The organism is Streptococcus pseudopneumoniae, assembly GCF_001074975.1.
Classification (GTDB): Bacteria; Bacillota; Bacilli; order Lactobacillales; family Streptococcaceae; genus Streptococcus; species Streptococcus pseudopneumoniae_D.
In genome coordinates, this window is sequence record NZ_JUUO01000135.1 from 1 (window position 1) to 22,611 (window position 22,611).

General features: G+C 37.3%; 20 protein-coding genes and 3 pseudogenes. 19 read left to right on the plus strand and 4 right to left on the minus strand.

The features are described from left to right. Nucleotides 1-644 (minus strand): annotated as a pseudogene (locus tag ADI86_RS12385) (helix-turn-helix domain-containing protein); the annotation flags it as partial. 218 nt (nucleotides 645-862) lie between these two features. Between ADI86_RS12385 and ADI86_RS09775 the strand changes: the two are divergent. The 12 genes and pseudogenes from ADI86_RS09775 to ADI86_RS09830 all read left to right on the plus strand — a co-directional run bounded on the left by ADI86_RS09775 (nucleotide 863) and on the right by ADI86_RS09830 (nucleotide 14,511). After that, complete coding sequence (locus ADI86_RS09775) at nucleotides 863-1,855, plus strand: ABC transporter ATP-binding protein (protein WP_049532837.1); 993 nt, start codon at nucleotides 863-865, stop codon at nucleotides 1,853-1,855. 1 nt (nucleotide 1,856) lies between these two features. Continuing rightward, nucleotides 1,857-2,675 carry an ABC transporter permease gene (locus tag ADI86_RS09780; protein WP_049532839.1) on the plus strand — a complete coding sequence of 273 codons (819 nt, stop codon included), beginning with the start codon at nucleotides 1,857-1,859 and terminating at the stop codon, nucleotides 2,673-2,675. Between the two features lies 1 nt (nucleotide 2,676). After that, a complete protein-coding gene (locus tag ADI86_RS09785) occupies nucleotides 2,677-3,462 on the plus strand; it encodes an ABC transporter permease (protein ID WP_049532840.1) in 786 nt (261 codons plus the stop codon). A gap of 38 nt (nucleotides 3,463-3,500) precedes the next feature. Then, nucleotides 3,501-3,962, plus strand: a complete 462-nt coding sequence (locus ADI86_RS09790; RefSeq protein ID WP_049532841.1) for a GNAT family N-acetyltransferase — start codon at nucleotides 3,501-3,503, stop codon at nucleotides 3,960-3,962. A gap of 70 nt (nucleotides 3,963-4,032) precedes the next feature. Further along, nucleotides 4,033-4,185, plus strand: a pseudogene (locus ADI86_RS11495) (alpha/beta hydrolase); the annotation flags it as partial. A gap of 62 nt (nucleotides 4,186-4,247) precedes the next feature. Further along, entirely contained in the window at nucleotides 4,248-4,802 is a 555-nt protein-coding gene (locus tag ADI86_RS09795; protein WP_049532843.1) for a histidine phosphatase family protein, read from the plus strand. Between the two features lie 65 nt (nucleotides 4,803-4,867). Continuing rightward, entirely contained in the window at nucleotides 4,868-5,104 is a 237-nt protein-coding gene (locus tag ADI86_RS09800; protein ID WP_241486555.1) for a hypothetical protein, read from the plus strand. A gap of 148 nt (nucleotides 5,105-5,252) precedes the next feature. After that, nucleotides 5,253-5,651: a hypothetical protein gene (locus tag ADI86_RS09805; protein ID WP_049532844.1), complete on the plus strand. Its 399-nt coding sequence runs from the start codon at nucleotides 5,253-5,255 to the stop codon at nucleotides 5,649-5,651. 52 nt (nucleotides 5,652-5,703) lie between these two features. Continuing rightward, entirely contained in the window at nucleotides 5,704-6,111 is a 408-nt protein-coding gene (locus ADI86_RS09810) for a hypothetical protein (RefSeq protein WP_049532845.1), read from the plus strand. A 51-nt stretch (nucleotides 6,112-6,162) separates the two neighbouring features. Further along, nucleotides 6,163-6,619 (plus strand): annotated as a pseudogene (locus ADI86_RS10785) (GNAT family N-acetyltransferase). Between the two features lie 528 nt (nucleotides 6,620-7,147). Continuing rightward, nucleotides 7,148-13,723 carry a S8 family serine peptidase gene (locus ADI86_RS09825; RefSeq protein WP_049532849.1) on the plus strand — a complete coding sequence of 2,192 codons (6,576 nt, stop codon included), beginning with the start codon at nucleotides 7,148-7,150 and terminating at the stop codon, nucleotides 13,721-13,723. Between the two features lie 479 nt (nucleotides 13,724-14,202). After that, the gene (locus ADI86_RS09830) at nucleotides 14,203-14,511 is read left to right on the plus strand and encodes a hypothetical protein (protein ID WP_049532851.1); all 309 of its coding nucleotides are present in this window, start codon (nucleotides 14,203-14,205) and stop codon (nucleotides 14,509-14,511) included. Nucleotides 14,512-14,705: 194 nt separating this feature from the next. On the opposite strand, the gene ADI86_RS09835 is transcribed toward ADI86_RS09830, so the two are convergent. Further along, entirely contained in the window at nucleotides 14,706-15,065 is a 360-nt protein-coding gene (locus tag ADI86_RS09835) for a DUF3397 domain-containing protein (protein ID WP_049532852.1), read from the minus strand. 91 nt (nucleotides 15,066-15,156) lie between these two features. Between ADI86_RS09835 and ADI86_RS09840 the strand changes: the two genes are divergently transcribed. Genes ADI86_RS09840 through ADI86_RS09860 form a run of 5 tightly spaced genes read left to right on the plus strand, consistent with a single transcriptional unit; the run spans nucleotide 15,157 to nucleotide 19,855 of the window. Continuing rightward, nucleotides 15,157-16,113 carry a TIGR01212 family radical SAM protein gene (locus ADI86_RS09840; protein ID WP_049532854.1) on the plus strand — a complete coding sequence of 319 codons (957 nt, stop codon included), beginning with the start codon at nucleotides 15,157-15,159 and terminating at the stop codon, nucleotides 16,111-16,113. Beyond that, the gene (locus ADI86_RS09845) at nucleotides 16,097-16,654 is read left to right on the plus strand and encodes a tRNA (mnm(5)s(2)U34)-methyltransferase (RefSeq protein ID WP_049532855.1); all 558 of its coding nucleotides are present in this window, start codon (nucleotides 16,097-16,099) and stop codon (nucleotides 16,652-16,654) included. Before ADI86_RS09840 ends, ADI86_RS09845 begins: the two co-directional genes overlap by 17 nt. Then, nucleotides 16,647-16,901: a hypothetical protein gene (locus tag ADI86_RS09850; protein ID WP_000361085.1), complete on the plus strand. Its 255-nt coding sequence runs from the start codon at nucleotides 16,647-16,649 to the stop codon at nucleotides 16,899-16,901. Before ADI86_RS09845 ends, ADI86_RS09850 begins: the two co-directional genes overlap by 8 nt. Before the next feature lie 11 nt (nucleotides 16,902-16,912). Further along, nucleotides 16,913-18,967, plus strand: coding sequence for a cation:proton antiporter (locus ADI86_RS09855; RefSeq protein ID WP_049532856.1), 2,055 nt, complete (start codon nucleotides 16,913-16,915; stop codon nucleotides 18,965-18,967). A 27-nt stretch (nucleotides 18,968-18,994) separates the two neighbouring features. Then, entirely contained in the window at nucleotides 18,995-19,855 is an 861-nt protein-coding gene (locus tag ADI86_RS09860) for a YihY/virulence factor BrkB family protein (RefSeq protein ID WP_049532858.1), read from the plus strand. 76 nt (nucleotides 19,856-19,931) lie between these two features. On the opposite strand, the gene queA is transcribed toward ADI86_RS09860, so the two are convergent. Further along, on the minus strand, nucleotides 19,932-20,960 hold the full coding sequence (gene queA / locus ADI86_RS09865) for a tRNA preQ1(34) S-adenosylmethionine ribosyltransferase-isomerase QueA (RefSeq protein ID WP_001090137.1): 1,029 nt from the start codon (nucleotides 20,958-20,960) through the stop codon (nucleotides 19,932-19,934). Between the two features lie 150 nt (nucleotides 20,961-21,110). Between queA and ADI86_RS09870 the strand changes: the two genes are divergently transcribed. After that, the gene (locus tag ADI86_RS09870; RefSeq protein WP_049532859.1) at nucleotides 21,111-21,818 is read left to right on the plus strand and encodes a glucosamine-6-phosphate deaminase; all 708 of its coding nucleotides are present in this window, start codon (nucleotides 21,111-21,113) and stop codon (nucleotides 21,816-21,818) included. Between the two features lie 151 nt (nucleotides 21,819-21,969). Continuing rightward, on the plus strand, nucleotides 21,970-22,146 hold the full coding sequence (gene rpsU, locus ADI86_RS09875; protein ID WP_000048054.1) for a 30S ribosomal protein S21: 177 nt from the start codon (nucleotides 21,970-21,972) through the stop codon (nucleotides 22,144-22,146). A gap of 75 nt (nucleotides 22,147-22,221) precedes the next feature. Here rpsU and ADI86_RS09880 read toward each other — a convergent pair. Continuing rightward, nucleotides 22,222-22,611 (minus strand): ISL3 family transposase (locus tag ADI86_RS09880; protein WP_049532099.1); only part of this gene is annotated, 390 nt, incomplete at its 5' end.

Below are 22,611 nucleotides of genomic sequence, written 5' to 3' on the forward strand. Positions count from 1 at the left end.
GATATTCTCGCATATAATGACTAGGAATGCTAGGTCGGATTCCTTGAGGAGCCCAACAAGAACTCATCTTACTAATTCTTCCGAAACCAGCTTCATCTTGGTACATCAAGCGTACTTTGTTATAAGTTCCCTCTTCTTTAAAGCGCTTACTTAAGGTCTCGAATGTAGATTTTATTTTTAGACGTCTCAATTGTTTGATCGTCTGCTTTGTTGGGATGTTCAGGTCGAGGAGTAACCGTTCGCTAACCATGGCGTTTCAGGAGATAATAAAAACCATCACGTGTGGAAGTGTGACCAATCTCTTTTTGATAGGCTTCAAATAACTGATTGACAGTTACAAATTCCCCAACCTGAGCAGCCTCTATATGACGTTTTAGAAATGCTTTTTCTTCTTCATAAGTCATATATTCTCGATGACGTCCACCACGGGTTTCTAGAAGAAGAGCTTCTAAACCAAACTCCTTATATTTTTTCAAATTTCTCCAAACAGTTGTTTTATTGCAATCTAGCGGATCCATGATTTCCTTATAACTCTTTCCTTTTGAACGAAAATAAATAATCTGTAGACGTTTGTGATATTTGGCGTACGATGAATCTCTTAGGAGTTTTTCAATTTTTTGTATTTCTTCGTTTGTAAGTTTCATAACTACCATTATAAGATGTTTTTTGATTTTATGCTAGTATAATAGAAAAATCTCTAATTTCATAATCTATAAGCAAACGCTTGCATTCCTTTTTTTATTGGATTATAATAGGTTGGTATAAATCATTCTGTAATAATATTGAGAAGGTGGAGAAAGTAAGGATTTAGAATATTTGTAGTCAAAAATACAATGTTGTTTCTTACGATAGGGAGATAGATATGACAATGATAGAAGTGCAACATCTTCAGAAGAATTTTGTGAAGACAGTCAAGGAACCGGGCTTGAAGGGGGCATTACGTTCCTTTATTCATCCTGAAAAGCAGACCTTTGAAGCGGTCAAGGATTTGACTTTTGAGGTTCCAAAGGGGCAGATTTTAGGATTTATCGGGGCAAATGGTGCTGGAAAGTCGACAACCATCAAAATGCTGACAGGAATTTTAAAGCCGACATCAGGCTATTGTCGGATTAACGGCAAGATTCCGCAGGACAATCGCCAAGATTATGTCAAGGATATTGGGGTTGTCTTTGGACAACGCACTCAGCTATGGTGGGATTTGGCACTGCAAGAGACCTACACAGTTTTGAAAGAAATCTATGATGTGCCAGACTCGCTTTTCCATAAGCGTATGGACTTTTTGAATGAAGTTTTGGATTTGAAGGAATTTATCAAGGATCCTGTGCGGACTCTTTCACTAGGTCAACGGATGCGGGCGGATATTGCGGCTTCCTTGCTTCACAATCCCAAGGTTCTCTTTTTAGATGAGCCGACCATTGGCTTGGATGTGTCGGTCAAGGATAACATTCGTCGAGCCATTACTCAGATCAATCAAGAGGAAGAAACAACCATTCTCCTGACCACTCACGACTTGAGCGACATTGAGCAACTCTGTGATCGGATTTTTATGATTGACAAGGGGCAGGAGATTTTTGATGGAACGGTTAGCCAGCTCAAGGAAACCTTTGGCAAGATGAAGACTCTCTCCTTTGAACTGGTACCAGGTCAAAGTCATCTCCTTTCTCACTATGAAGGCTTTTCGGATATGACCATTGATAGACAAGGAAATAGCCTTAATATTGAATTTGATAGTTCCCGCTACCAATCAGCTGATATTATCAAGCAAACCCTGTCTGATTTTGAAGTCCGTGATTTGAAGATGATGGATACGGATATTGAGGATATTATCCGTCGCTTCTACCGAAAGGAGCTCTAAGATGATCAAATTGTGGAGACGTTATAACCCCTTTATCAATGCAGGTGTTCAGGAATTGATCACCTATCGAGTCAATTTTATTCTCTATCGGATCGGAGATGTCATGGGGGCTTTTGTGGCTTTTTATCTCTGGAAGGCAGTCTTTGATTCCTCACAGGAGTCTTTGATTCAGGGCTTCAGTATGGCAGACATTACCCTCTACATCATCATGAGTTTTGTGACCAATCTGTTGACTAGGTCTGATAGCTCCTTTATGATTGGGGAGGAGGTCAAGGATGGTTCCATTATCATGCGCTTGTTGAGACCGGTGCATTTTGCTGCCTCTTATCTTTTTACTGAGCTTGGTTCCAAGTGGTTGATTTTTATCTCTGTTGGCCTGCCATTTTTAAGTGTCATTGTGCTGATGAAAATCCTATCTGGTCAAGGGATTTTAGAAGTATTAGGAGTAACGATCATTTATCTCTTTAGCTTATCCCTAGCCTACCTGATTAACTTTTTCTTTAATATCTGCTTTGGATTTTCAGCTTTTGTGTTTAAAAATCTATGGGGCTCGAATCTCCTCAAGACTTCAATAGTGGCCTTTATGTCTGGAAGTTTGATTCCCTTGGCTTTCTTTCCAAAGGTGGTTTCAGATATTCTCTCCTTCTTGCCTTTTTCATCCTTGATTTATACCCCAGTCATGATCATTGTTGGAAAATACGATGCCAGTCGGATTATTCAGGCGCTTTTACTCCAGTTTTTCTGGCTCTTAGTGATGGTGGGCTTGTCTCAGTTGATTTGGAAACGAGTCCAGTCATTTATCACCATTCAGGGAGGATAGTATGAAAAAATATCAACGCATGCATCTGATTTTTATCAGACAATATATCAAGCAAATCATGGAATACAAAGTGGATTTTGTGGTTGGTGTCTTGGGAGTCTTTCTGACTCAAGGCTTGAATCTCTTGTTTCTTAATGTCATCTTTCAACATATCCCCTCGCTAGAAGGTTGGACCTTCCAAGAAATTGCTTTTATCTATGGCTTTTCCTTGATTCCCAAGGGATTGGACCATCTCTTTTTTGACAATCTCTGGGCTTTAGGTCAACGTTTGGTGAGAAAAGGGGAGTTTGACAAATACCTGACTCGTCCTATCAATCCTCTATTTCACATTCTGGTTGAAACCTTTCAGATTGATGCTTTGGGAGAACTCTTGGTCGGTGGCATTTTACTAGCAACAACTGTGACCAGCATTGCTTGGACTCTTCCCAAATTCCTGCTTTTCCTAGTCTGCATACCATTTGCGACCTTGATTTATACTTCCTTAAAAATCGCGACAGCCAGCATCGCTTTTTGGACCAAGCAGTCAGGTGCTATGATTTACATTTTCTATATGTTCAATGATTTTGCTAAGTATCCGATTTCCATTTACAATTCTCTTCTTCGTTGGTTAATCAGTTTTATTATACCTTTTGCTTTTACAGCCTACTATCCTGCTAGCTATTTCTTGCAGGAAAAGGATGTGTTCTTTAACATCGGAGGTTTGATTTTGATTTCTCTTGTTTTCTTTGTCATTTCTCTTAAATTATGGGATAGGGGCTTGGATGCCTACGAGAGTGCGGGTTCGTAAAAGCTAAAGTAAGACTAAAATCAAGAAAGGAACTTATGATGTTTGTAATTGAAGAAGTCAAGAATGAAAATCAAAAAAAGGCAGTTGTCGCTGAGGTTTTGAAGGATTTGCCAGAATGGTTTGGAATCCCAGAAAGCACACAAGCCTATATAGAAGGAGCCACGACACTGCAAGTTTGGGCTGCCTATCAGGAGAGTGATTTGACTGGATTTGTAAGCTTGTCCTATTCTAGTGAAGATTGTGCAGAGATTGATTGTCTCGGCGTAAAAAAATCCTATCAAGGTAGAAAAATTGGGAGCCAATTGCTTGCTAATTTAGAGAGCGAAGCTCGTAAAAAAGTTGATTATCTGCAGGTCAAAACAGTGGCAGAAGGTTCTAATAAAGATTATGATCGAACGAATGTCTTTTATCGCAGTCTTGGTTTTAAAAAGTTAGAGATTTTTCCACAGCTTTGGGGCTCTCAAAACCCTTGTCAGATTTTGATTAAGAAGCTTGAATAATATTACTTGACATCTATTCTCAGAGTGCTATACTGCAAGTGTAATCGCCGATTTAGCTCAGTTGGTAGAGCAAGGCACTAGTTTTATCCAATCGGAATGGCAACATTATGCAGAAAAATTTGCTAGTGAACAGTCTAATGTGAAAGTCATCTGTATGGATGCGCCTCATGACCTCTATCATTATCAAAGTCATGAGGTTGTTTCTCGTATTGAAGATTTTTAAAGAGTAATTGAGGAGTTAGAAACCATTTTAGACTGATGACAATAATTGAAAGGTGACAATTTATGAAGAACACTTATATTTTACTCCGACATGCTCATTCAAGGTTTTCGAGTGATGATTTTAATAGAACTTTATCCGAAAAAGGATTTTCTTCTCTTGAACAGTTAGAGTTTTTGAATGCTTGTAAAATCGATTACTTTATTTCAAGCCCTTATAAGCGAGCTTTTGAGACAGTAAATAGTTCTCCTGTACAATTTGATAAGATAGTGCTAGATGATCGTTTGCGTGAAAGAAAATTATCCTCAAGGTTTATTGAAGATTCTGAGTTTGAAGAAACGATTCAATATTTATGGCAAAATCCAGATAAATCTCTTATTGGAGGTGAGTCCAATCGAGAAGCATTAAAGAGAATCTTAGATTTGTTAGAGGACTTGGAAGAAAGGTATTCAGATAAAACGATTTTACTGAGTTCTCATGGAAATTTGCTAGGAATCTTAATCAATCATTTTGATCCAAGTTTTGATTATAAAAAATGGGAGCAGATGACTTTTCCAGATTGCTTTCTAGTTGAAAAAGATGAGAGTGTGAAAAGAATTATGCCAGATACTTTTAGGTAATTATTTAGCTCAATCTATGTGATTTTATTTTCTGTTATTTAAAATATAATTAAAGGGAAAAAGCCATGAAATTTGATCACTCCTTGCAAGCCTACCTACATGAAGTAGATGATGTTCTTGTAGCTTGGGAAGAAAAACCAAGTGGAAATTTTGAGGTGGAAGCTCAGTTGCTGGCATCCAATTACCATAAAAATAGGTCTCGTATTCTTGCATTTATACGGCCTCATTTACATGAATTTTATGGGTATTTCACAGATGAAGAAGCTACTGAAAAGTTGGGCAAACCCATCATCGAGCCATAGAGACAAACCGTTACTTTCTGTGATCAAACTTTTGATGATATTCATATCTTTTCTTTTGATTATCAGGGGCAGGCATTTGAAAGTCTGGAGAATTTTGCCATTGATGGTTAAGGTCTGTTTTCAGTTTTAAAAAGAAGGAGAGAGACTGATGAGTACTGCTGATTTTGTCTTTATTGAGAGTGAAGACCCCATATTCCTAGATTTATATGCCTTTTGTACTGCTTTGAGGGAAAAATTCCCAGGTATTTTGATTAGAGAAAGGACCAATCCTGAAAAAGCTTACTCGCTTTCTTGGGATTATCAAAGTCCTCAGCTTACCTTGGAAAGTTATTTGAGTAGCAAGCAAAATGTCTTTGTGATAAATTACTTTGATTCAATAAACAGATTACAAGATTATGCCTCCTATATCATCTGGCTTCGGAAATGGTTTCCGCCTGAAGCGAATGTTTTCTTTTGTGATGAAGGCTATGAGCATGTGTTTAAGCTTCCTAGTGATTTATCCCAAAAGGAGTTGGAAAACTACTTAGGAACAAGATTTGATGAGTGAAGAAGAAGTTCGAAAACGAATATGATATAGAAAAGTGAAAAAGGAGAATCAGATGCTTACTAAAGATGATATGTTAGTTGCTTTGCATGATGCAATTACTGAAGACCAAGAATTTGAGTTGGCAGATGAGGTTATGGATGCCATGGGGGCTTACCCTCAACCCTTTGATTTGGTTGCCCCCATCTTAGATTTCATTTCCAAGCATCCAGAAGTAGATTTTGGTTCCCCAGGTGAATTGGTACACTTTGTGGAGAAGTTTTATCATAAAGGCTATGAGGATTTATTGTTGGAGTCGGTTCAAAAAAATCCTACTGTACATAATATTTGGATGCTTCATCGGTGCTATAATGCTCAAGATCCTGAATTAGTTTCAAAGATTAAGGTATTGATTCAAGAAATCCAAGATGGTGATGAGACAGCTATAGAGATTAGGACTATGATTGAAGAATTGAATTGGTAGAGTTTAATTTTGGATAATAGTTATTAAATAAAGTTAGCTGAAGGATATGAAATGATAGAAATTAGAGAAGTGAGAGATGCCAATCAAAAGATGGCTGTAGTAGCTCAAGTTTTGAAGGATTTGCCAGAATGGTTTGGAATACCAGAAAGCACGCAAGCCTACATCGAAGGAGCCAAGGACCTGCAAGTGTGGGCCGCCTTTCAGGAGAGTGATTTGCTTGGATTTGTAAGCTTGTCCTATTCTAGTGAAGATTGTGCAGAGATTGATTGTCTCGGTGTAAAAAAAGCTCATCAAGGTAGAGGGATTGGGAGTCAATTGCTTGCTAGAGAGTGAAGCCAGTAAAAATGTTGATTTTTTGCAGGTGAAAACAGTAGCAGAAGGCTCTAATAAAGATTATGATCGAACAAATGTCTTTTATCGCAGTCTTGGCTTTAAAAAATTAGAGATTTTTCCACAACTTTGGGGTCCTCAAAATCCTTGTCAGATTTTGATTAAAAAGATGGGTTAAGAATCCCTTGACATCCTTTCTTATAATGCTATACTATAAGTGGAATCGCCGATTTAGCTCAGTTACTAGAGCAAGACACTCGTAAAGCCTAGGTCACAGGTGAAGATATGACTGAGGATTTGAAAAATTAGATATGTAGAAATAACCGTTAAGTCTTATTTTTAGCGGTTTTTTATATTGTTTAATAGCGCTGATATTTCATCAATGATGTTTGACTTTGTGATGTTGCTAGTGCTTTAAGTTGATTGCTACTATTTTTGATGGTGTGAATGTGCTTGTAATGTATCCCCGTTAAGTACGAAACTTTTTATTGTTTTTAACATATATTAAAAATAAAATTAATAGACCTTAATTTTTCTTGACTTAACTTTTTTTAATTGATATACTATTTTTCAGAGAGTTAACAATTATATATAAATGCACTACTCTATTTCCTAGATAATACTTAGTAAAACTTTTTATAACAAAGGCTAGCAAAGTTAAAGTTTTCTATCTATTGGAAGTTAAATAAATATGTAAGGAATTAAAATGAAAAAAAGTACAGTATTGTCATTAACCACAGCTGCAGTTATTTTAGCAGCATATGTCCCTAATGAGGTAGTTTTAGCAGACACATCTAGCTCTGAAGATGCTTTAAATATCTCTGATAAAGAAAAAGTAGTAGGTAAACAAAACGAAAACAAAGAAAAACTTGAAGATATTCATAATGTTATAGAAACTTCAAAGGATACTGAAGAAAAGAAAACAACAATTATTGAGGAAAAAGAAGTTGTTAGTAAAAATCCTGTAATAGACAATAACACTAGCAATGAAGAAGCAAAAATCAAAGAAGAAAATTCCAATCAATCCCAAGGAGATAAAGCGGACTCGTCTGCAATTAAAGACCCAGAAAGTCCCAAAAAAGAGGATAAACTTGTCTATATTGCTGAATTTAAAGATAAAGAATCTGGAGAAAAAGCAATCAAAGAATTATCCAATCTTAAGGATACAAAAGTTTTATATACTTATGATACGGTTTTTAATGGTGTTGCAATAGAAACAACTCCAGATAATTTGGATAAGATTAAACTAATAGAAGGTATCTCATCTGTTGAAAGGGCACAGAAAGTCCAACCGATGATGAATCATGCCCGAAAGGAAATTGGAGTTGAGGAGGCTATCGATTACCTAAAGGCCATTAATGCTCAATTTGGGAAAAATTTTGATGGCCGGGGTATGGTCATTTCAAATATAGATACGGGAACGGATTATAGGCATAAGGCCATGAGGATTGATGATGATGCTAAAGACTCAATGAGATTTAAAAAAGAAGACTTAAAAGGTACTGATAAAAATTTCTGGTTGAGTGATAAGATTCCTCATGCTTTCAATTATTATAATGGTGGTAAAATAACTGTAGAAAAAGCTGATGATGGAAGCGATTATTTTGATCCACATGGAATGCATATTGCAGGGATTCTTGCGGGAAATGATACTGAAAAAGACATCAAGAACTTTAACGGAATAGATGGAATTGCTCCTAATGCACAGATCTTCTCTTATAAAATGTACTCTGACGCAGGATCTGGCTTCGCAGGAGATGAAACAATGTTTCATGCTATTGAAGATTCGATCAAACACAATGTCGATGTTGTTTCGGTATCCTCTGGCTTTACAGGAACAGGTCTTGTAGGTGAGAAATATTGGGAGGCTATTAGAGCATTAAGAAAAGCAGGCATTCCTATGGTTGTAGCTACGGGTAACTATGCGACTTCTGCTTCAAGTTCTTCATGGGATTTAGTGGCAAATAATAATCTGAAAATGACAGATACTGGAAATGTAACGCGAACTGCAGCACATGAAGATGCGATAGCAGTCGCTTCTGCTAAAAATCAGACAGTTGAGTTTGATAAAGTCAACATAGGTGGAGAAAGTTTTAAATACAGAAATATAGGGGCCTTTTTCGATAAGAATAAAATCACAACAAATGAAGACGGTTCAAAAGCTCCTAGTAAATTAAAATTTGTATATATAGGCAAAGGTCAAGACCAAGATTTGATAGGATTGGATCTTAAGGGCAAAATTGCAGTAATGGATAGAATTTATACCAAGGATTTAAAAAATTCTTTTAAAAGAGCTACGGATAAGGGCGCACGCGCCATTATGGTTGTAAATACTGTAAATTACTACAATAGAGATAATTGGACAGAGCTCCCAGCTATGGGATATGAAGAGGATGAAGGAACTACTAGTCAAGTTTTCTCAATTTCAGGAGATGATGGTGTAAAGTTATGGAACATGATTAACCCTGATAAAAAAACTAAAGTCAAAAGAAATAATAAGGAAGATTTTAAAGATAAATTGGAGCAATACTATCCAATTGATATGGCAAGCTATAATTCTAATAAACCGAATGTAGGTGACGAAAAAGAGATTGACTTTAAGTTTGCACCTGACACAGACAAAGAACTGTATAAAGAAGAGATCATAGTTCCAGCAGGATCTACATCTTGGGGGCCAAGAACAGATTTGCTTTTAAAACCTGATGTTTCAGCACCTGGTAAAAACATTAAATCCACTCTCAATGTCATTAATGGGAAATCAACTTATGGCTATATGTCAGGAACTAGTATGGCAACTCCAATCGTAGCAGCTTCTACTGTTTTGATTAGACCAAAGTTAAAGGAAATGCTTGAAAGACCTGCCTTGAAAAATCTTGAGGGAGATGACAAAATAGATCTTACAAGTCTTACAAAAATAGCCCTACAAAATACTGCACGGCCTATGATGGATGCGACTTCTTGGAAAGAAAAAAGTCAATACTTTGCATCACCTAGACAACAGGGAGCAGGGCTAATTAATGTTGCCAATGCTTTGAGAAATGAAGTTGTAGCGACTTTCAAAAACACAGATTCTAAAGGTTTGGTAAACTCTTATGGTTCTATTTCTCTTAAAGAAATAAAAGGAGATAAAAAATACTTTACAATTAAGCTTCACAATACATCAAACAGACCTTTAACCTTTAAAGTTTCAGCATCAGCGGTAACTACAGACGCTCTAACTGATAGACTAAAACTGGATGAAACATACAAAGATGAAAAATCTCCAGATGGGAAGCAAATTGTTCCAGAAATTCACCCAGAGAAAGTAAAAGATGCAAATATCACATTTGAGCATGACACTTTCACTATAGCCCCAAATTCTAGCTTTGATTTAAATGCGGTTATAAAGGTTGGGGAGGCTAAAAATAAAAATAAATTTGTAGAATCATTTATTCATTTTGAGTCTGTGGAAGAAATGGAAGCTCTAAACTCCAATGGGAAGAAAACAAATTTCCAACCTTCTTTATCGATGCCTCTAATGGGATTTGCTGGGGATTGGAATAAGGAACCAATCCTTGATAAATGGGCCTGGGAAGAAGGATCAAAATCAAAAACAATGGAAGGTTATGATGATGATGGTAAACCAAAAATTCCAGGAACCTTAAATAAGGGAATTGGTGGAGAACATGGTATAGATAAATTTAATCCAGCAGGAGTTATCCAAAATAGAAAAGATAAAAATACAACATCCCTAGATCAAAATCCAGAATTATTTGCTTTCAATAATGAAGGGATCAACGCACCATCATCAAGTGGTTCTAATATTGCTAAAATTTATCCTTTAGATTCAAATGGAAATCCTCAAGATGCTCAACTTGAGAGAGGATTAACACCTTCTCCACTTGTATTAAGAAGTGCAGAAGAAGGATTGATTTCAATAGTAAATACAAATAAAGAGGGAGAAAATCAAATCGACTTAAAAGTCATTTCGAGAGAACACTTTATTAAAGGAATTTTAAACTCTAAGAGAAATGATGCAAAGGGAATCAAATCTTCTAAACTAAGGGTTTGGGGCGACTTGAAATGGGATGGACTCATCTATAACCCTAGAGGTAGAGAAGAAAATGCACCAGAAAGCAAGGATACCAAAGATCCTGCTACTAAGATAAGAGGTCAATTTGAACCGATTGCGGAAGGTCAATATTTCTATAAATTTAAATATAGATTAACTAAAGATTATCCATGGCAGGTTTCCTATATTCCTGTAAAAATTGATAACACAGCCCCTAAGATTGTTTCGGTTGATTTTTCAAATCCTGAAAAAATTAAGCTGATTACAAAGGATACTTATCACAAGGTCAAAGATCAATACAAGAATGAAACTCTATTTGCGAGAGATCAAAAAGAACATCCTGAAAAATTTGACGAGATTGCCAACGAAGTTTGGTATGCAGGCGCCGCTCTGGTTAATGAAGACGGAGAGGTTGAGAAAAATCTTGAAGTAACTTACGCAGGTGAGGGTCAAGGAAGAAATAGGAAACTTGACAAAGACGGAAATACCATTTATGAAATTAATGGTGCAGGAGATTTAAGAGGAAAAATCATTGAAGTCATTGCACTAGATGGCTCTAGCAATTTCACAAAGATTCATAGAATTAAATTTGCTGATCATGCTGATGAAAAGGGGATGATTTCCTATTATCTAGTAGATCCTGATCAGGATTCATCTAAATACCAAAAACTTGGCGAGATTTCCGAATCTAAATTTAAGAATTTAAAAAGTGTTAAAGATGATAGCCTAAACAAAGAGACAGCTGAGGTAGAACATCATCAAGAAAAAGAAGAATCTATCGAAGAAAAATCTAGCTTGACTATTCATAAAACGATTTCAACAATTAGAGAGTTTGAAAGTAAAGACTTGAAGAAACTCATTAAAAAGAAATTTAGAGAAGTTGATGACTTTACAAGTGAAACTGGTAAGAGGACAGAGGAATACGATTATAAATACGATGATAAGGGAAATATCATTGCTTATGACGATGGTAGCGCCTTAGAATATGAAACTGAAAAACTTGACGAAATAAAATCAAAAATTTATGGTGTTCTAAGCCCGTCTAAAAATGGACACTTTGAAATTCTTGGAAAGATAAGTAATGTTTCTAAAAATGCCAAGGTATATTATGGTAATAACTATAAATCGATAGAAATCAAAACGACCAAGTATGATTCCCACTCAAAAACGATGACATTTGATTTATACGCTAATATTAATGATATTGTGGATGGATTAGCTTTTGCAGGAGATATGAGATTCTTTGTTAAAGATGATGATCAGATAAAAGCTGAAACTAAAATTAGAATGCCTGAAAAAAATAAGGAAACTAAAGCAGAATATCCCTATGCATCAAGTTATGGGAATGTAATAGAATTAGGAGAAGGAGATCTTTCAAAAAATAAACCAAACAATTTAACGGATATGGAATCTGGTAAAATCTATTCTGATTCAGAAAAACAACAATATCTATTAAAGGATAATATCATTCTGAGAAAAGGCTATGCACTAAAAGTGACTACCTATAATCCTGGAAAAACGGATATGTTAGAAGGAAATGGAGTCTATAGCAAGGAAGATATAGCAAAAATACAAAAGGCCAATCCTAATCTAAGAGTCCTTTCAAAAAAAATAATTTATACTGATAGTAGAAATGTTGAAGATGGAAGAAGTACTCAATCAGTATTAATGTCGGCTTTGGACGGCTTTAACATTGTAAGGTATCAAGTGTTTAGATTTAAAATGAACGATAAAGGGGAGGCAATCGATAAAGATGGAAATCTTGTAACAGATCCTTCTAAACTGGTATTATTTGGTAAGGATGGTAAAGAGTACACTGGAGAGGATAAGTCCAATGTAGAGGCTATAAAAGAAGATGGCTCTACGTTATTTATTGATGCAAAACCAGTAAACCTTTCAATGGACAAGAACTACTTTAATCCATCTAAATATAATAAAATTTATGTACGAAATCCAGAATTCTATTTAAGAGGTAAGATTTCTGATAAGGGTGGTTTCAACTGGGAGTTGCGAGTTAATGAATCGGTTGTAGATAATTATTTAATCTACGGAGATTTACACATTGATAACACTAGAGATTTTAACATTAAGCTTAATGTTAAAGACGGTGACATCATGGACTGGGGAATGAAAGACTATAAAGCAAACGGATTCCCAGATAAGGTAACAGATATGGATGGAAATGTTTATCTTAAAACTGGCTATAGCGATTTGAATGCGAAAGCGGTTGGAGTACACTATCAATTTTTATATGATAATGTTAAACCAGAAGTAAACATTGATCCTAAGGGAAATACTAGTATTGAATATGCTGACGGAAAATCTGTAGTCTTTAATATCAATGATAAAAGAAATAATGGATTCGATGGTGAGATTCAAGACAAACATATTTATGTAAATGGAAAAGAATACAAATCATTTGATGATATTAAACAAATAACAGATAAGACACTAAACATTAAGATTGTTGTAAAAGATTTTGCAAGAAATACAACCGTAAAAGAATTCATTTTAAACAAAGATACGGGAGAAGTAAGCGAACTAAAACCTCATACGGTGACTGTGACCATTCAAAATGGAAAAGAAATGAGTTCAACGATAGTGTCGGAAGAAGATTTCATTTTACCTGTCTATGAGGGTGAATTAGAAAAAGGATATCAATTTGATGGCTGGGAAATTTCTGGTGTCGAAGGGAAAAAAGATGCTGGTTATGTTATTAATCTATCAAAAGATACCCTTATAAAACCTGTATTCAAGAAAATAGAGGAGAAAAAGGAAGAGGAAAATAAACCTACTTTTGATGTATCCAAAAAGAAAGATAACCCACAGACAAATCCTAGTCAATTAAATCAAAGTAATAGAAAAGAGGATTTACAAAGAGAAAATCATTCACACAAATCTGATTCAACTAAAGATGTTAAAACTACAGTTCCTGTACAAGTAAATTATAGTCAATTAGATGAAAGTCAAAGATCTGATTCAACTAAGGATGTTACAGCTACAGTTCCTGATAAAAATGATAAAAACTTTGAAAATAAGAAGGAAGTTTATCTTAATGAACCAGAGAATATAGCTAATAAACATACCAATATTGATAGTAAATCAACTACTAACAATTCTGATAGATTGCCAAAAACCGGAACAGTTAGAGAAGGTTTTACACCATTCATTGCTGGAATAATGTTTACCGTAGGTGCATTTCTTGGATTGAAGAAAAAAGATCAAGATTAGGACAAAAGCTATAGATGAAAAAAATGCTTTATGTACTGAGATAGTGTGATAATGAAACAGTTTTGTGAAAATAGCCATTTATAACTCAATTATTTAGTTTACTTTACTATTGGTACTCTTTTTGGATTTAGTAATGGACTTAGTTTTGATAACTAATGAATTGATTGAAAGGGTTAGTATTGACAATATTGATTAGCAAATAGAGTCTATCAAAATTTAAAGGATAATAGAGGTGATGAGATAATTTCAAGGAATTAAGTAGCGTTTGGTTGCTTAATTCCTTTTTATTTGGAAGGAAGTTTTTCACCTATTTCCTTATTTTATGGCTATTATTCAACCACTTAGACCGATATAGAGACCAGATAGTCAAAAGAACTTGTTCTTGAAACTGACCTCTGCTATAATGATTTTTGTAAGGGATGTGAGGGGGGCAGTATTAGACAACTCAAGTTCCTAAAAACGAAATTGGAGATAAAGAAATGAAAAAATTATTGGGGATTGTATTTTTAGTAGCAGCAACGACAGTATTGTATTTTGGTTCTATTGGTTGGCCAAGTTTGGATCTCAACCTCTGGTCACTGATTCCGGTGGGTCTGTTCCTATTTTTCACTCTAGAGAATCTTTTGAAAAAAGACTACAAGGCTAGTTTGATGTGTTTGATTATTGCTTTTATCATCGCAAATGCAATTTTGGACCTTTTGCCAATTTCAAGTGGTCTAGTAATTGGTGCAGGCGTCCTAGCTTGTGTAGGTATTGGTTACCTCTTTCCTGATAAAGAAGGAAAATAATACTCTTCGAAAATCTCTTCAGACCACGTCAGCTTCCATCTGAAACCTCAAAACAGTGTTTTGAGCAACCTGCGGCTAGCTTCCTAGTTTGCTCTTTGATTTTCATTGAGTATAAGAATTATTAAAAAAGATATAAAGAAAAAACACTTCAATCACTGTATTTAGTTTGATTGAGGTGTTTTAGATTTAGTTTTTTATTTCTGAGTAAACAATTCAACAATCATCTCGATATACATGACAAGTGTTAATAAAAATCCTGCACGCCAGAAGAATTTGATGAATTTAGGATAGTAAAAGCTACGTTTTTTCAAAAGGAAGAAAAAGACGAGAATAATAGCTAGGACTGAGAGGGCTAGACCCAGTCTAGGGAGGAAATTATGGGTAAAGGTTTTAGCTGTAATCAAGTAATACTCAAATATTAAAACTGGAAAAGCCAAATCCGCAAAGTTTCGTCCTAGTTTTTTTAATCTAAAAAGTTTGGTTATGATAGTGCAGACGACTAAGGTCAGTATCAATAATAAAATAGATGCTAATTTCATTAAAATCATACCCATATTGTATCATAAAAAATCGCTAATGGAAACGAGAAACAGAGGAATTTATAGGAAAGTCAGGCTTTTGAGATTGTGAGTGTTTTTTGTTATAATGAAGGTTATGAAATCTTATAATACCTTGAATGATTATTATCGAAAACTTTTTGGAGAAAAGACTTTTAAAGTCCCTATTGATGCGGGGTTTGACTGTCCCAATCGGGATGGAACTGTAGCTCATGGTGGTTGTACTTTTTGTACAGTTTCTGGTTCTGGAGATGCTATCGTAGCACCGGATGCGCCTATCCGTGAGCAATTTTATAAGGAAATTGACTTTATGCACCGCAAGTGGCCAGATGTGCAGAAGTATCTGGTTTATTTTCAAAATTTTACCAACACCCATGAGAAGGTGGAAGTCATTCGAGAGCGCTATGAACAGGCTATCAACGAGCCAGGTGTAGTAGGAATCAATATCGGAACGCGCCCAGACTGTTTACCAGATGAAACCATCGAATACCTGGCTAAATTAGCTGAACGTATGCACGTGACAGTAGAGTTGGGCTTGCAGACCACTTATGAAACAACTTCTGACCTGATTAACCGCGCCCACTCCTATGAATTGTACGTGGAAACGGTCAAGCGTTTAAGAAAGTATCCCAAGATTGAGATTGTTTCTCATCTGATCAATGGACTTCCTGGTGAAACCCATGAGATGATGATTGAAAATGTCCGTCGCTGTGTCACGGATAATGATATTCAAGGGATTAAACTGCACTTGCTTCACCTGATGACCAATACGCGTATGCAACGGGATTACCACGAGGGACGTTTGCAATTGATGAGTCAGGACGAATATGTCAAGGTCATCTGTGACCAACTGGAAATCATTCCTAAGCATATCGTCATCCATCGAATCACGGGAGATGCACCTAGAGATATGCTGATTGGGCCTATGTGGAGCCTCAATAAGTGGGAAGTGCTCAACAGCATTGAGATGGAGATGCGGCGTCGTGGAAGCGTTCAAGGATGCAAGGCTGTAAAACAGGAGTTTAATAATGAAAAGACCACTTGAGATGGCACATGATTTTTTGGCTGAGGTAGTGACAAAAGAGGATATCGTAGTGGATGCGACTATGGGAAATGGTCACGATACCCTTTTTCTAGCTAAGTTAGCCAAGCAAGTCTATGCCTTTGATATTCAGGAGCAAGCCTTGGAAAAGACCCAAGAGCGTTTGCATCAGGCTGGCCTGACAAATGCCCAGTTAATCTTGCAAGGCCATGAGACACTGGACCAGTTTGTGACAGAAGCCAAGGCAGGTATCTTTAATCTGGGCTATCTGCCGTCAGCTGATAAGTCTGTCATCACCCGACCACAGACAACGATTGAAGCATTAGAAAAGTTATGCCAGTTGCTTGTCAAAGGGGGACGGATTGCTATCATGATCTATTATGGTCATGAAGGAGGCGACATCGAGAGGGATGCTGTCTTGGATTTTGTGAGCCAGTTGAATCAACAAGAGTATACAGCTGCCATTTACCGAACTTTAAACCAAATCAACAATCCACCATTTTTAGTGATGATTGAAAAATTAGAGAGATATAGACATGGATAAACAATACCTACGTGAAAAGCTGGATGCCATGCGCCAGAATTTTGTTGAATCAACCCACCACGAACGAGCGGTGGGGGTGTTAGATCAAGCGCATATGAGCAAAAAAATGCTTAAAATCAAGAAAAAATTAGTTGCTCTTGAAATGGAACGGTGCCAGAGAAAAATTGAGCATAAAGACTGTTCCAAGATTGATCAAAAAATCAAAGAGCAGAAGGAGATATTTGAATCCTGTTGTAAAAAAGATTAAGGAGGAAGTGCGTGGAATTACTGATTTACCTCATCCTATTTTTACTGGTTTTGATTGTCTCAAGTACAACCAATAAGCTCCTGCCCTTTTTGCCTCTCCCTCTGGTGCAAATTCTTTTGGGAATTGTGATTGGTCTCTTTTTACCCAATACCGACTTTCACCTCAATACGGAGTTGTTTTTGGCATTGGTTATCGGGCCCCTGCTTTTCAGAGAGTCGGAAGAAGCGGATATTACGGCTATTTTAAAACACTGGCGCATCATTGTTTATCTCATATTTCCAGTGATTTTTATCTCGACCCTGAGTTTGGGGGGCTTGGCCCATCTTCTTTGGCTCAGTCTTCCCTTGGCAGCTTGCTTGGCTGTTGGGGCAGCCCTTGGCCCTACGGACTTGGTGGCCTTTGCCTCTCTTTCGGAGCGCTTTAGCTTTCCTAAGCGCGTGTCTAATATTCTTAAAGGTGAAGGCCTCTTGAATGATGCTTCTGGTTTGGTTGCCTTTCAGGTAGCTTTGACAGCTTGGACAACTGGAGCCTTTTCTCTTGGGCAAGCTAGTAGTTCGCTCATCTTTTCAATTCTAGGCGGTTTTTTTATTGGCATTTTAACAGCCATGATCAACCGTTTCCTCCACACCTTCTTGCTAAGTGTGCGCGCAACGGATATTGCCAGCGAACTTTTATTAGAATTGAGTTTGCCTCTGGTGACCTTCTTTCTGGCAGAAGAAGTCCATGTTTCAGGGATTATTGCCGTTGTGGTTGCTGGGATTTTAAAGGCAAGCCGTTTTAAGAAAATTACGCTCCTTGAAGCCCAAGTGGATACGGTGACCGAGACGGTTTGGCATACAGTGAACTTTATGCTCAACGGTTCTGTCTTTGTGATTTTAGGGATGGAGTTGGAAATGATAGCAGAGCCTATCTTGACCAATCCAATCTATAATCCCTTACTTTTATTGCTATCTCTCATAGCCCTGACCCTTGTCCTTTTTGCTATTCGTTTTATCATGATTTATGGCTACTATGCCTATAGAACCAGACGCCTTAAGAAAAAGCTAAATAAGTATATGAAGGACATGCTTCTCTTGGCCTTCTCAGGTGTCAAGGGAACCGTGTCGATCGCTACGATTCTTTTGATACCAAGTGATCTAGAGCAGGAGTATCCTCTCTTGCTTTTCCTTGTCGCAGGTGTGACGCTTGTAAGCTTTTTAACAGGTCTCTTAGTCTTGCCTCATCTTTCGGATGAACAGGAAGAAAGCAAGGATTATCTCATGCATATCGCCATTTTAAATGAAGTAACGCTAGAGTTGGAAAAAGAGTTGGAAGGCACCAGAAATAAACTTCCCCTCTACGCGGCTATTGACAATTATCATGGACGTATTGAAAATCTGATCCTGAGTCAAGAAAATAAAGGGGCTCAAGAGGACTGGGAGGCCTTGAAACTTCTCATTCTCAGTATCGAAAGTGATGGTTTAGAACAGGCCTACGAAGAAGGCAAGATGAGTGAGCGTGCCTATCGAGTCTACCAACGTTATTTGAAAAACATGGAACAAAGTATCAATCGCAAGTTTGCTTCACGATTAACCTATTATTTCCTTGTTTCCTTGCGGATTTTACGTTTTCTCCTTCACGAGGTCTTTACTCTTGGAAAGACCTTCCGCAGTTGGAAAAATGAAGAATCACAGAAACTCAGAGACCTTGACTATGACCAAATTGCAGAGCTCTATCTAGAAAATACAGAGATGATTATCGAAAGTTTGGAGAACCTTAAAGGGGTTTATAAGAGTTCTTTGATCAGCTTCATGCAGGATTCTCGTCTCCGAGAAACAGCTATCATCACCAGTGGTGCCTTTGTCGAACGGGTTATCAATCGTGTCAAGCCCAACAATATCGATGAAATGCTGAGAGGCTACTATCTGGAGCGTAAGTTGATATTCGAATATGAAGAAAAACGATTGATTACGACCAAGTATGCCAAGAAGTTACGACAAAATGTGAATAACTTAGAGAACTATTCTTTGAAGGAAGCTGCCAATACCCTGCCTTATGACATGATGGAATTGGTAAGAAGAAATTAATCAAGATTGTAAGTGAAGGAGTGTGACATGAAGAAGTGGTGGAAAGAGCTGATAGACAAGCCTTTAGTAAAAGCTTTTTTACATTATTATCAAGCCTCAGACAGTGAGTTGACCAGTGTCGCGGTAGCCTACTATTGGTTGATTTCGATTTTTCCCCTGCTTTTGGTGATGGTCAATATTCTCCCTTATTTTCAGATTCCAGTTTCCAATTTTTTAAAGGTTGTCAATGAATTCTTGCCCGATACCATGTATGATGTGGTCGCAAAGATTATTACAGAGGTGCTGACTCAACCTTCAACGGGCTTATTGAGTTTTGCGGTTTTGTCAGCCCTCTGGACCTTTTCAAAATCCATGAATTTCCTACAGAAAGCCTTTAATAAAGCTTACGGAGTAGCAAAAAATCGTGGGATGATTTCTCATCAACTCATGAGTTTGTTTGTCAGTTTTGGTCTGCAGATTCTCTTTGCCTTAGCTCTTTTTCTGAGTGTCTTTGGCCGTATGCTCCTCAACCTTGTCAAAAGCTATTGGAATTCGGATAGTCCTCTCTTTGATTATCTGCAAGACCTAACAGGTCCCTTGATCTATGCCTTGATTTTTGCTATCTTGGTCATGCTTTATTATTTTCTGCCTAATGTCAAAGTCCGACGGATTCGTTCGGTATTACCAGGTGGTGCCTTTGTCTTGTTGACCCTGGCCTTACTGCTTAATATCTTTTCAGTCTATGTCAACAATTATGTCAATCACCTAGTGGACGTCCGTTTTTTCAGTTCTATTGTCGTGGTGGTCATGATGTTCTGGTTTATTCTCATCGCTAAGATTTTGATTGTCGGCGCGGTTCTCAATGCCAGTGTCCAGAGTTTGAAAGATCCGAGCTTTAGAATAAATTAATTCTTTATCTATTACAAAACGCATACTATCAAGGTTTTATAATGCCTGATAATATGCGCTTTTTTGATTGTGAAAATTAATAGATAAACATGGCATCGCCAAAACTAAAGAAGCGGTAGTGTTCTTGGATGGCATGGTGGTAAGCATCTAAGACTAATTCACGGCCTGCAAAGGCAGAAACCAACATGACCAGAGTTGATTTTGGCAGGTGGAAATTGGTTGAGAAGGCATCCACGACCTTCCATTCATAGCCAGGTTTGATAAAGATATTGGTCCATCCAGAATCTGCTTGGATTTGCCCATCAAACTTGGAACCAATAGTCTCCAAGGTGCGGATAGAAGTGGTTCCGACAGCGATGACACGACCACCATTTTCCTTGACAGAGCGAAGGGTGGCAGCAGCTTCCTCAGAAAGTTGATAGAATTCTGAGTGCATTTCGTGTTCATCCAGATTGTCAACAGAAACTGGTCTAAAGGTTCCGAGTCCGACATGAAGAGTCAGATAGACTAGATGAACACCTTTAGCTTGGATTTCTGCTAGTAGTTCTTTAGTGAAGTGGAGGCCAGCAGTCGGTGCAGCAGCAGAGCCACTTTCCTTGGCGTAGACGGTTTGATAACGTTCACGGTCATCCAGTTTTTCGTGGATATAAGGTGGCAGAGGCATTTCACCCAGACTTTCCAAGACTTCTAGGAAAATTCCTTGGTATTCGAAGCGGACAATGCGACCCCCGTGGGTTAATTCTTCTGTCACGACAGCGCTGAGACGGCCATCACCAAAGCTGACGCGAGTGCCAACCTTGAGGCGTTTGGCAGGTTTAGCCAGAACTTCCCACTCATCGCCAGCAGTGTTTTTGAGCAGGAGAAGTTCCACATGACCTCCTGTCTCCTCTTTTTGACCATAGAGGCGGGCAGGGAGAACGCGGGTGTCGTTCATGACAAGGGCATCACCAGGTTCCAGCATATCAATAATCGAATGGAAGTGTTTATCCTGCATTTCTCCCGTCTCACGGTTGACAATGAGGAGTTTAGAAGCATCCCGTTTTTCAAGGGGTGTTTGGGCAATCAATTCCTCTGGCAAGTGGAAATCAAAATCAGCTGTATTCATATATCTGTTCATTCTTTCTAAGTTCTAATCCTATCCATTATAACATGTTTCAAGTATAGTCGCTCTTTTTTTAGAAATTAAATCGTTTTCACTTGACAAAAATTGGTCTATACCATATAATAAATATAGATTAAAACGGAGGATAAATAGATGAAAGTCATTAAAGTTGAAAACCAAGTCGAAGGTGGAAAAGTTGCTTTTGAGATTTTGAAGGAAAAATTGGCCAATGGAGCTCAAACTCTAGGACTTGCGACAGGAAGTAGCCCACTTGAATTTTACAAGGAAATCGTTGAGAGTGACCTTGATTTTTCAAATCTAACCAGTGTCAACCTTGATGAGTATGTAGGACTTGATGGAGACAACCCACAGTCTTACCGTTACTTCATGCAAGAAAACTTGTTTAACCAAAAACCATTTAAAGAAAGTTTCTTGCCTCGTGGGGTTAAGGACAATGCTGAAGCAGAAGTAGAACGCTACAATCAAATTTTAGCTGACCATCCAGTGGACCTCCAAATCTTGGGAATTGGTCGCAATGGACATATCGGATTTAATGAACCTGGTACTCCATTTGACAGTCAAACGCATCTAGTCGAACTTGATCAGTCTACTATTGAAGCCAATGCGCGCTTTTTTGACAAGATTGAAGACGTCCCAACCCAAGCCATTTCAATGGGGATTAAAAACATCTTGGATGCAAAGTCAATTCTTCTCTTTGCTTACGGTGAATCAAAAGCAGAAGCCATTGCCGGAACAGTGTCTGGCCAAGTGACTGAGTCTCTACCAGCAAGTAGCCTACAAAACCACCCTGATGTGACCATCATCGCAGATGCTGAAGCGCTCAGCTTACTTGAAAAATAAAAAAGTGAAACCGTTCAGTATCTTCTATTGAACGCTTTCAAGACTTGTATAAATGGCAGAAAAAATCAAAATTAAACCGGATTTTTTCTTGACAATTATTCCTTTTATGTGTAAAATAGAATAGATCTTGAACTTGAAGGGAGTGAAAAAAATGTCTAAAACAGTAGTACGTAAGAATGAATCTCTTGACGACGCACTTCGTCGTTTCAAACGTGCGGTTACTAAAGCTGGTACTCTTCAAGAAACACGCAAACGTGAATTCTATGAAAAACCTTCTGTAAAACGTAAACGTAAATCAGAAGCAGCTCGTAAACGTAAAAAATTCTAATTAGAAATGAAAGGCTAGAGAAATCTAGTCCTTTTTCTTTTGGCTCTTTGTCAACTGTAGTGGGTTGAAGAAAAGCTAAGCTCGAGAAAGGACAAATTTCGTCCTTTCTTTTTTGATATTCAGAGCGATAAAAATCCGTTTTTTGAAGTTTTCAAAGTTCCGAAAACCAAAGGCATTGCGTTTGATAAGTTTGATGAGATTATTGGTTGCTTCTAATTTGGCATTAGAATAGGGTAACTGAAGGGCATTGACGATTTTCTCTTTGTCCTTTAGAAATGTTTTAAAGACAGTCTTAAAAAGAGGATGAACTTTCTTTAGATTTTCCTCAATGAGTCCGAAAAATTTCTCCGGTTCCTTATTCTGAAAGTGAAAAAGCAAGAGTTGATAGAGATGATAGTGGTGTTTCAAGTCTTCTGAATAGCTCAAAAGCTTGTCTATAATCTCTTTATTGGTTAAGTGCATGCG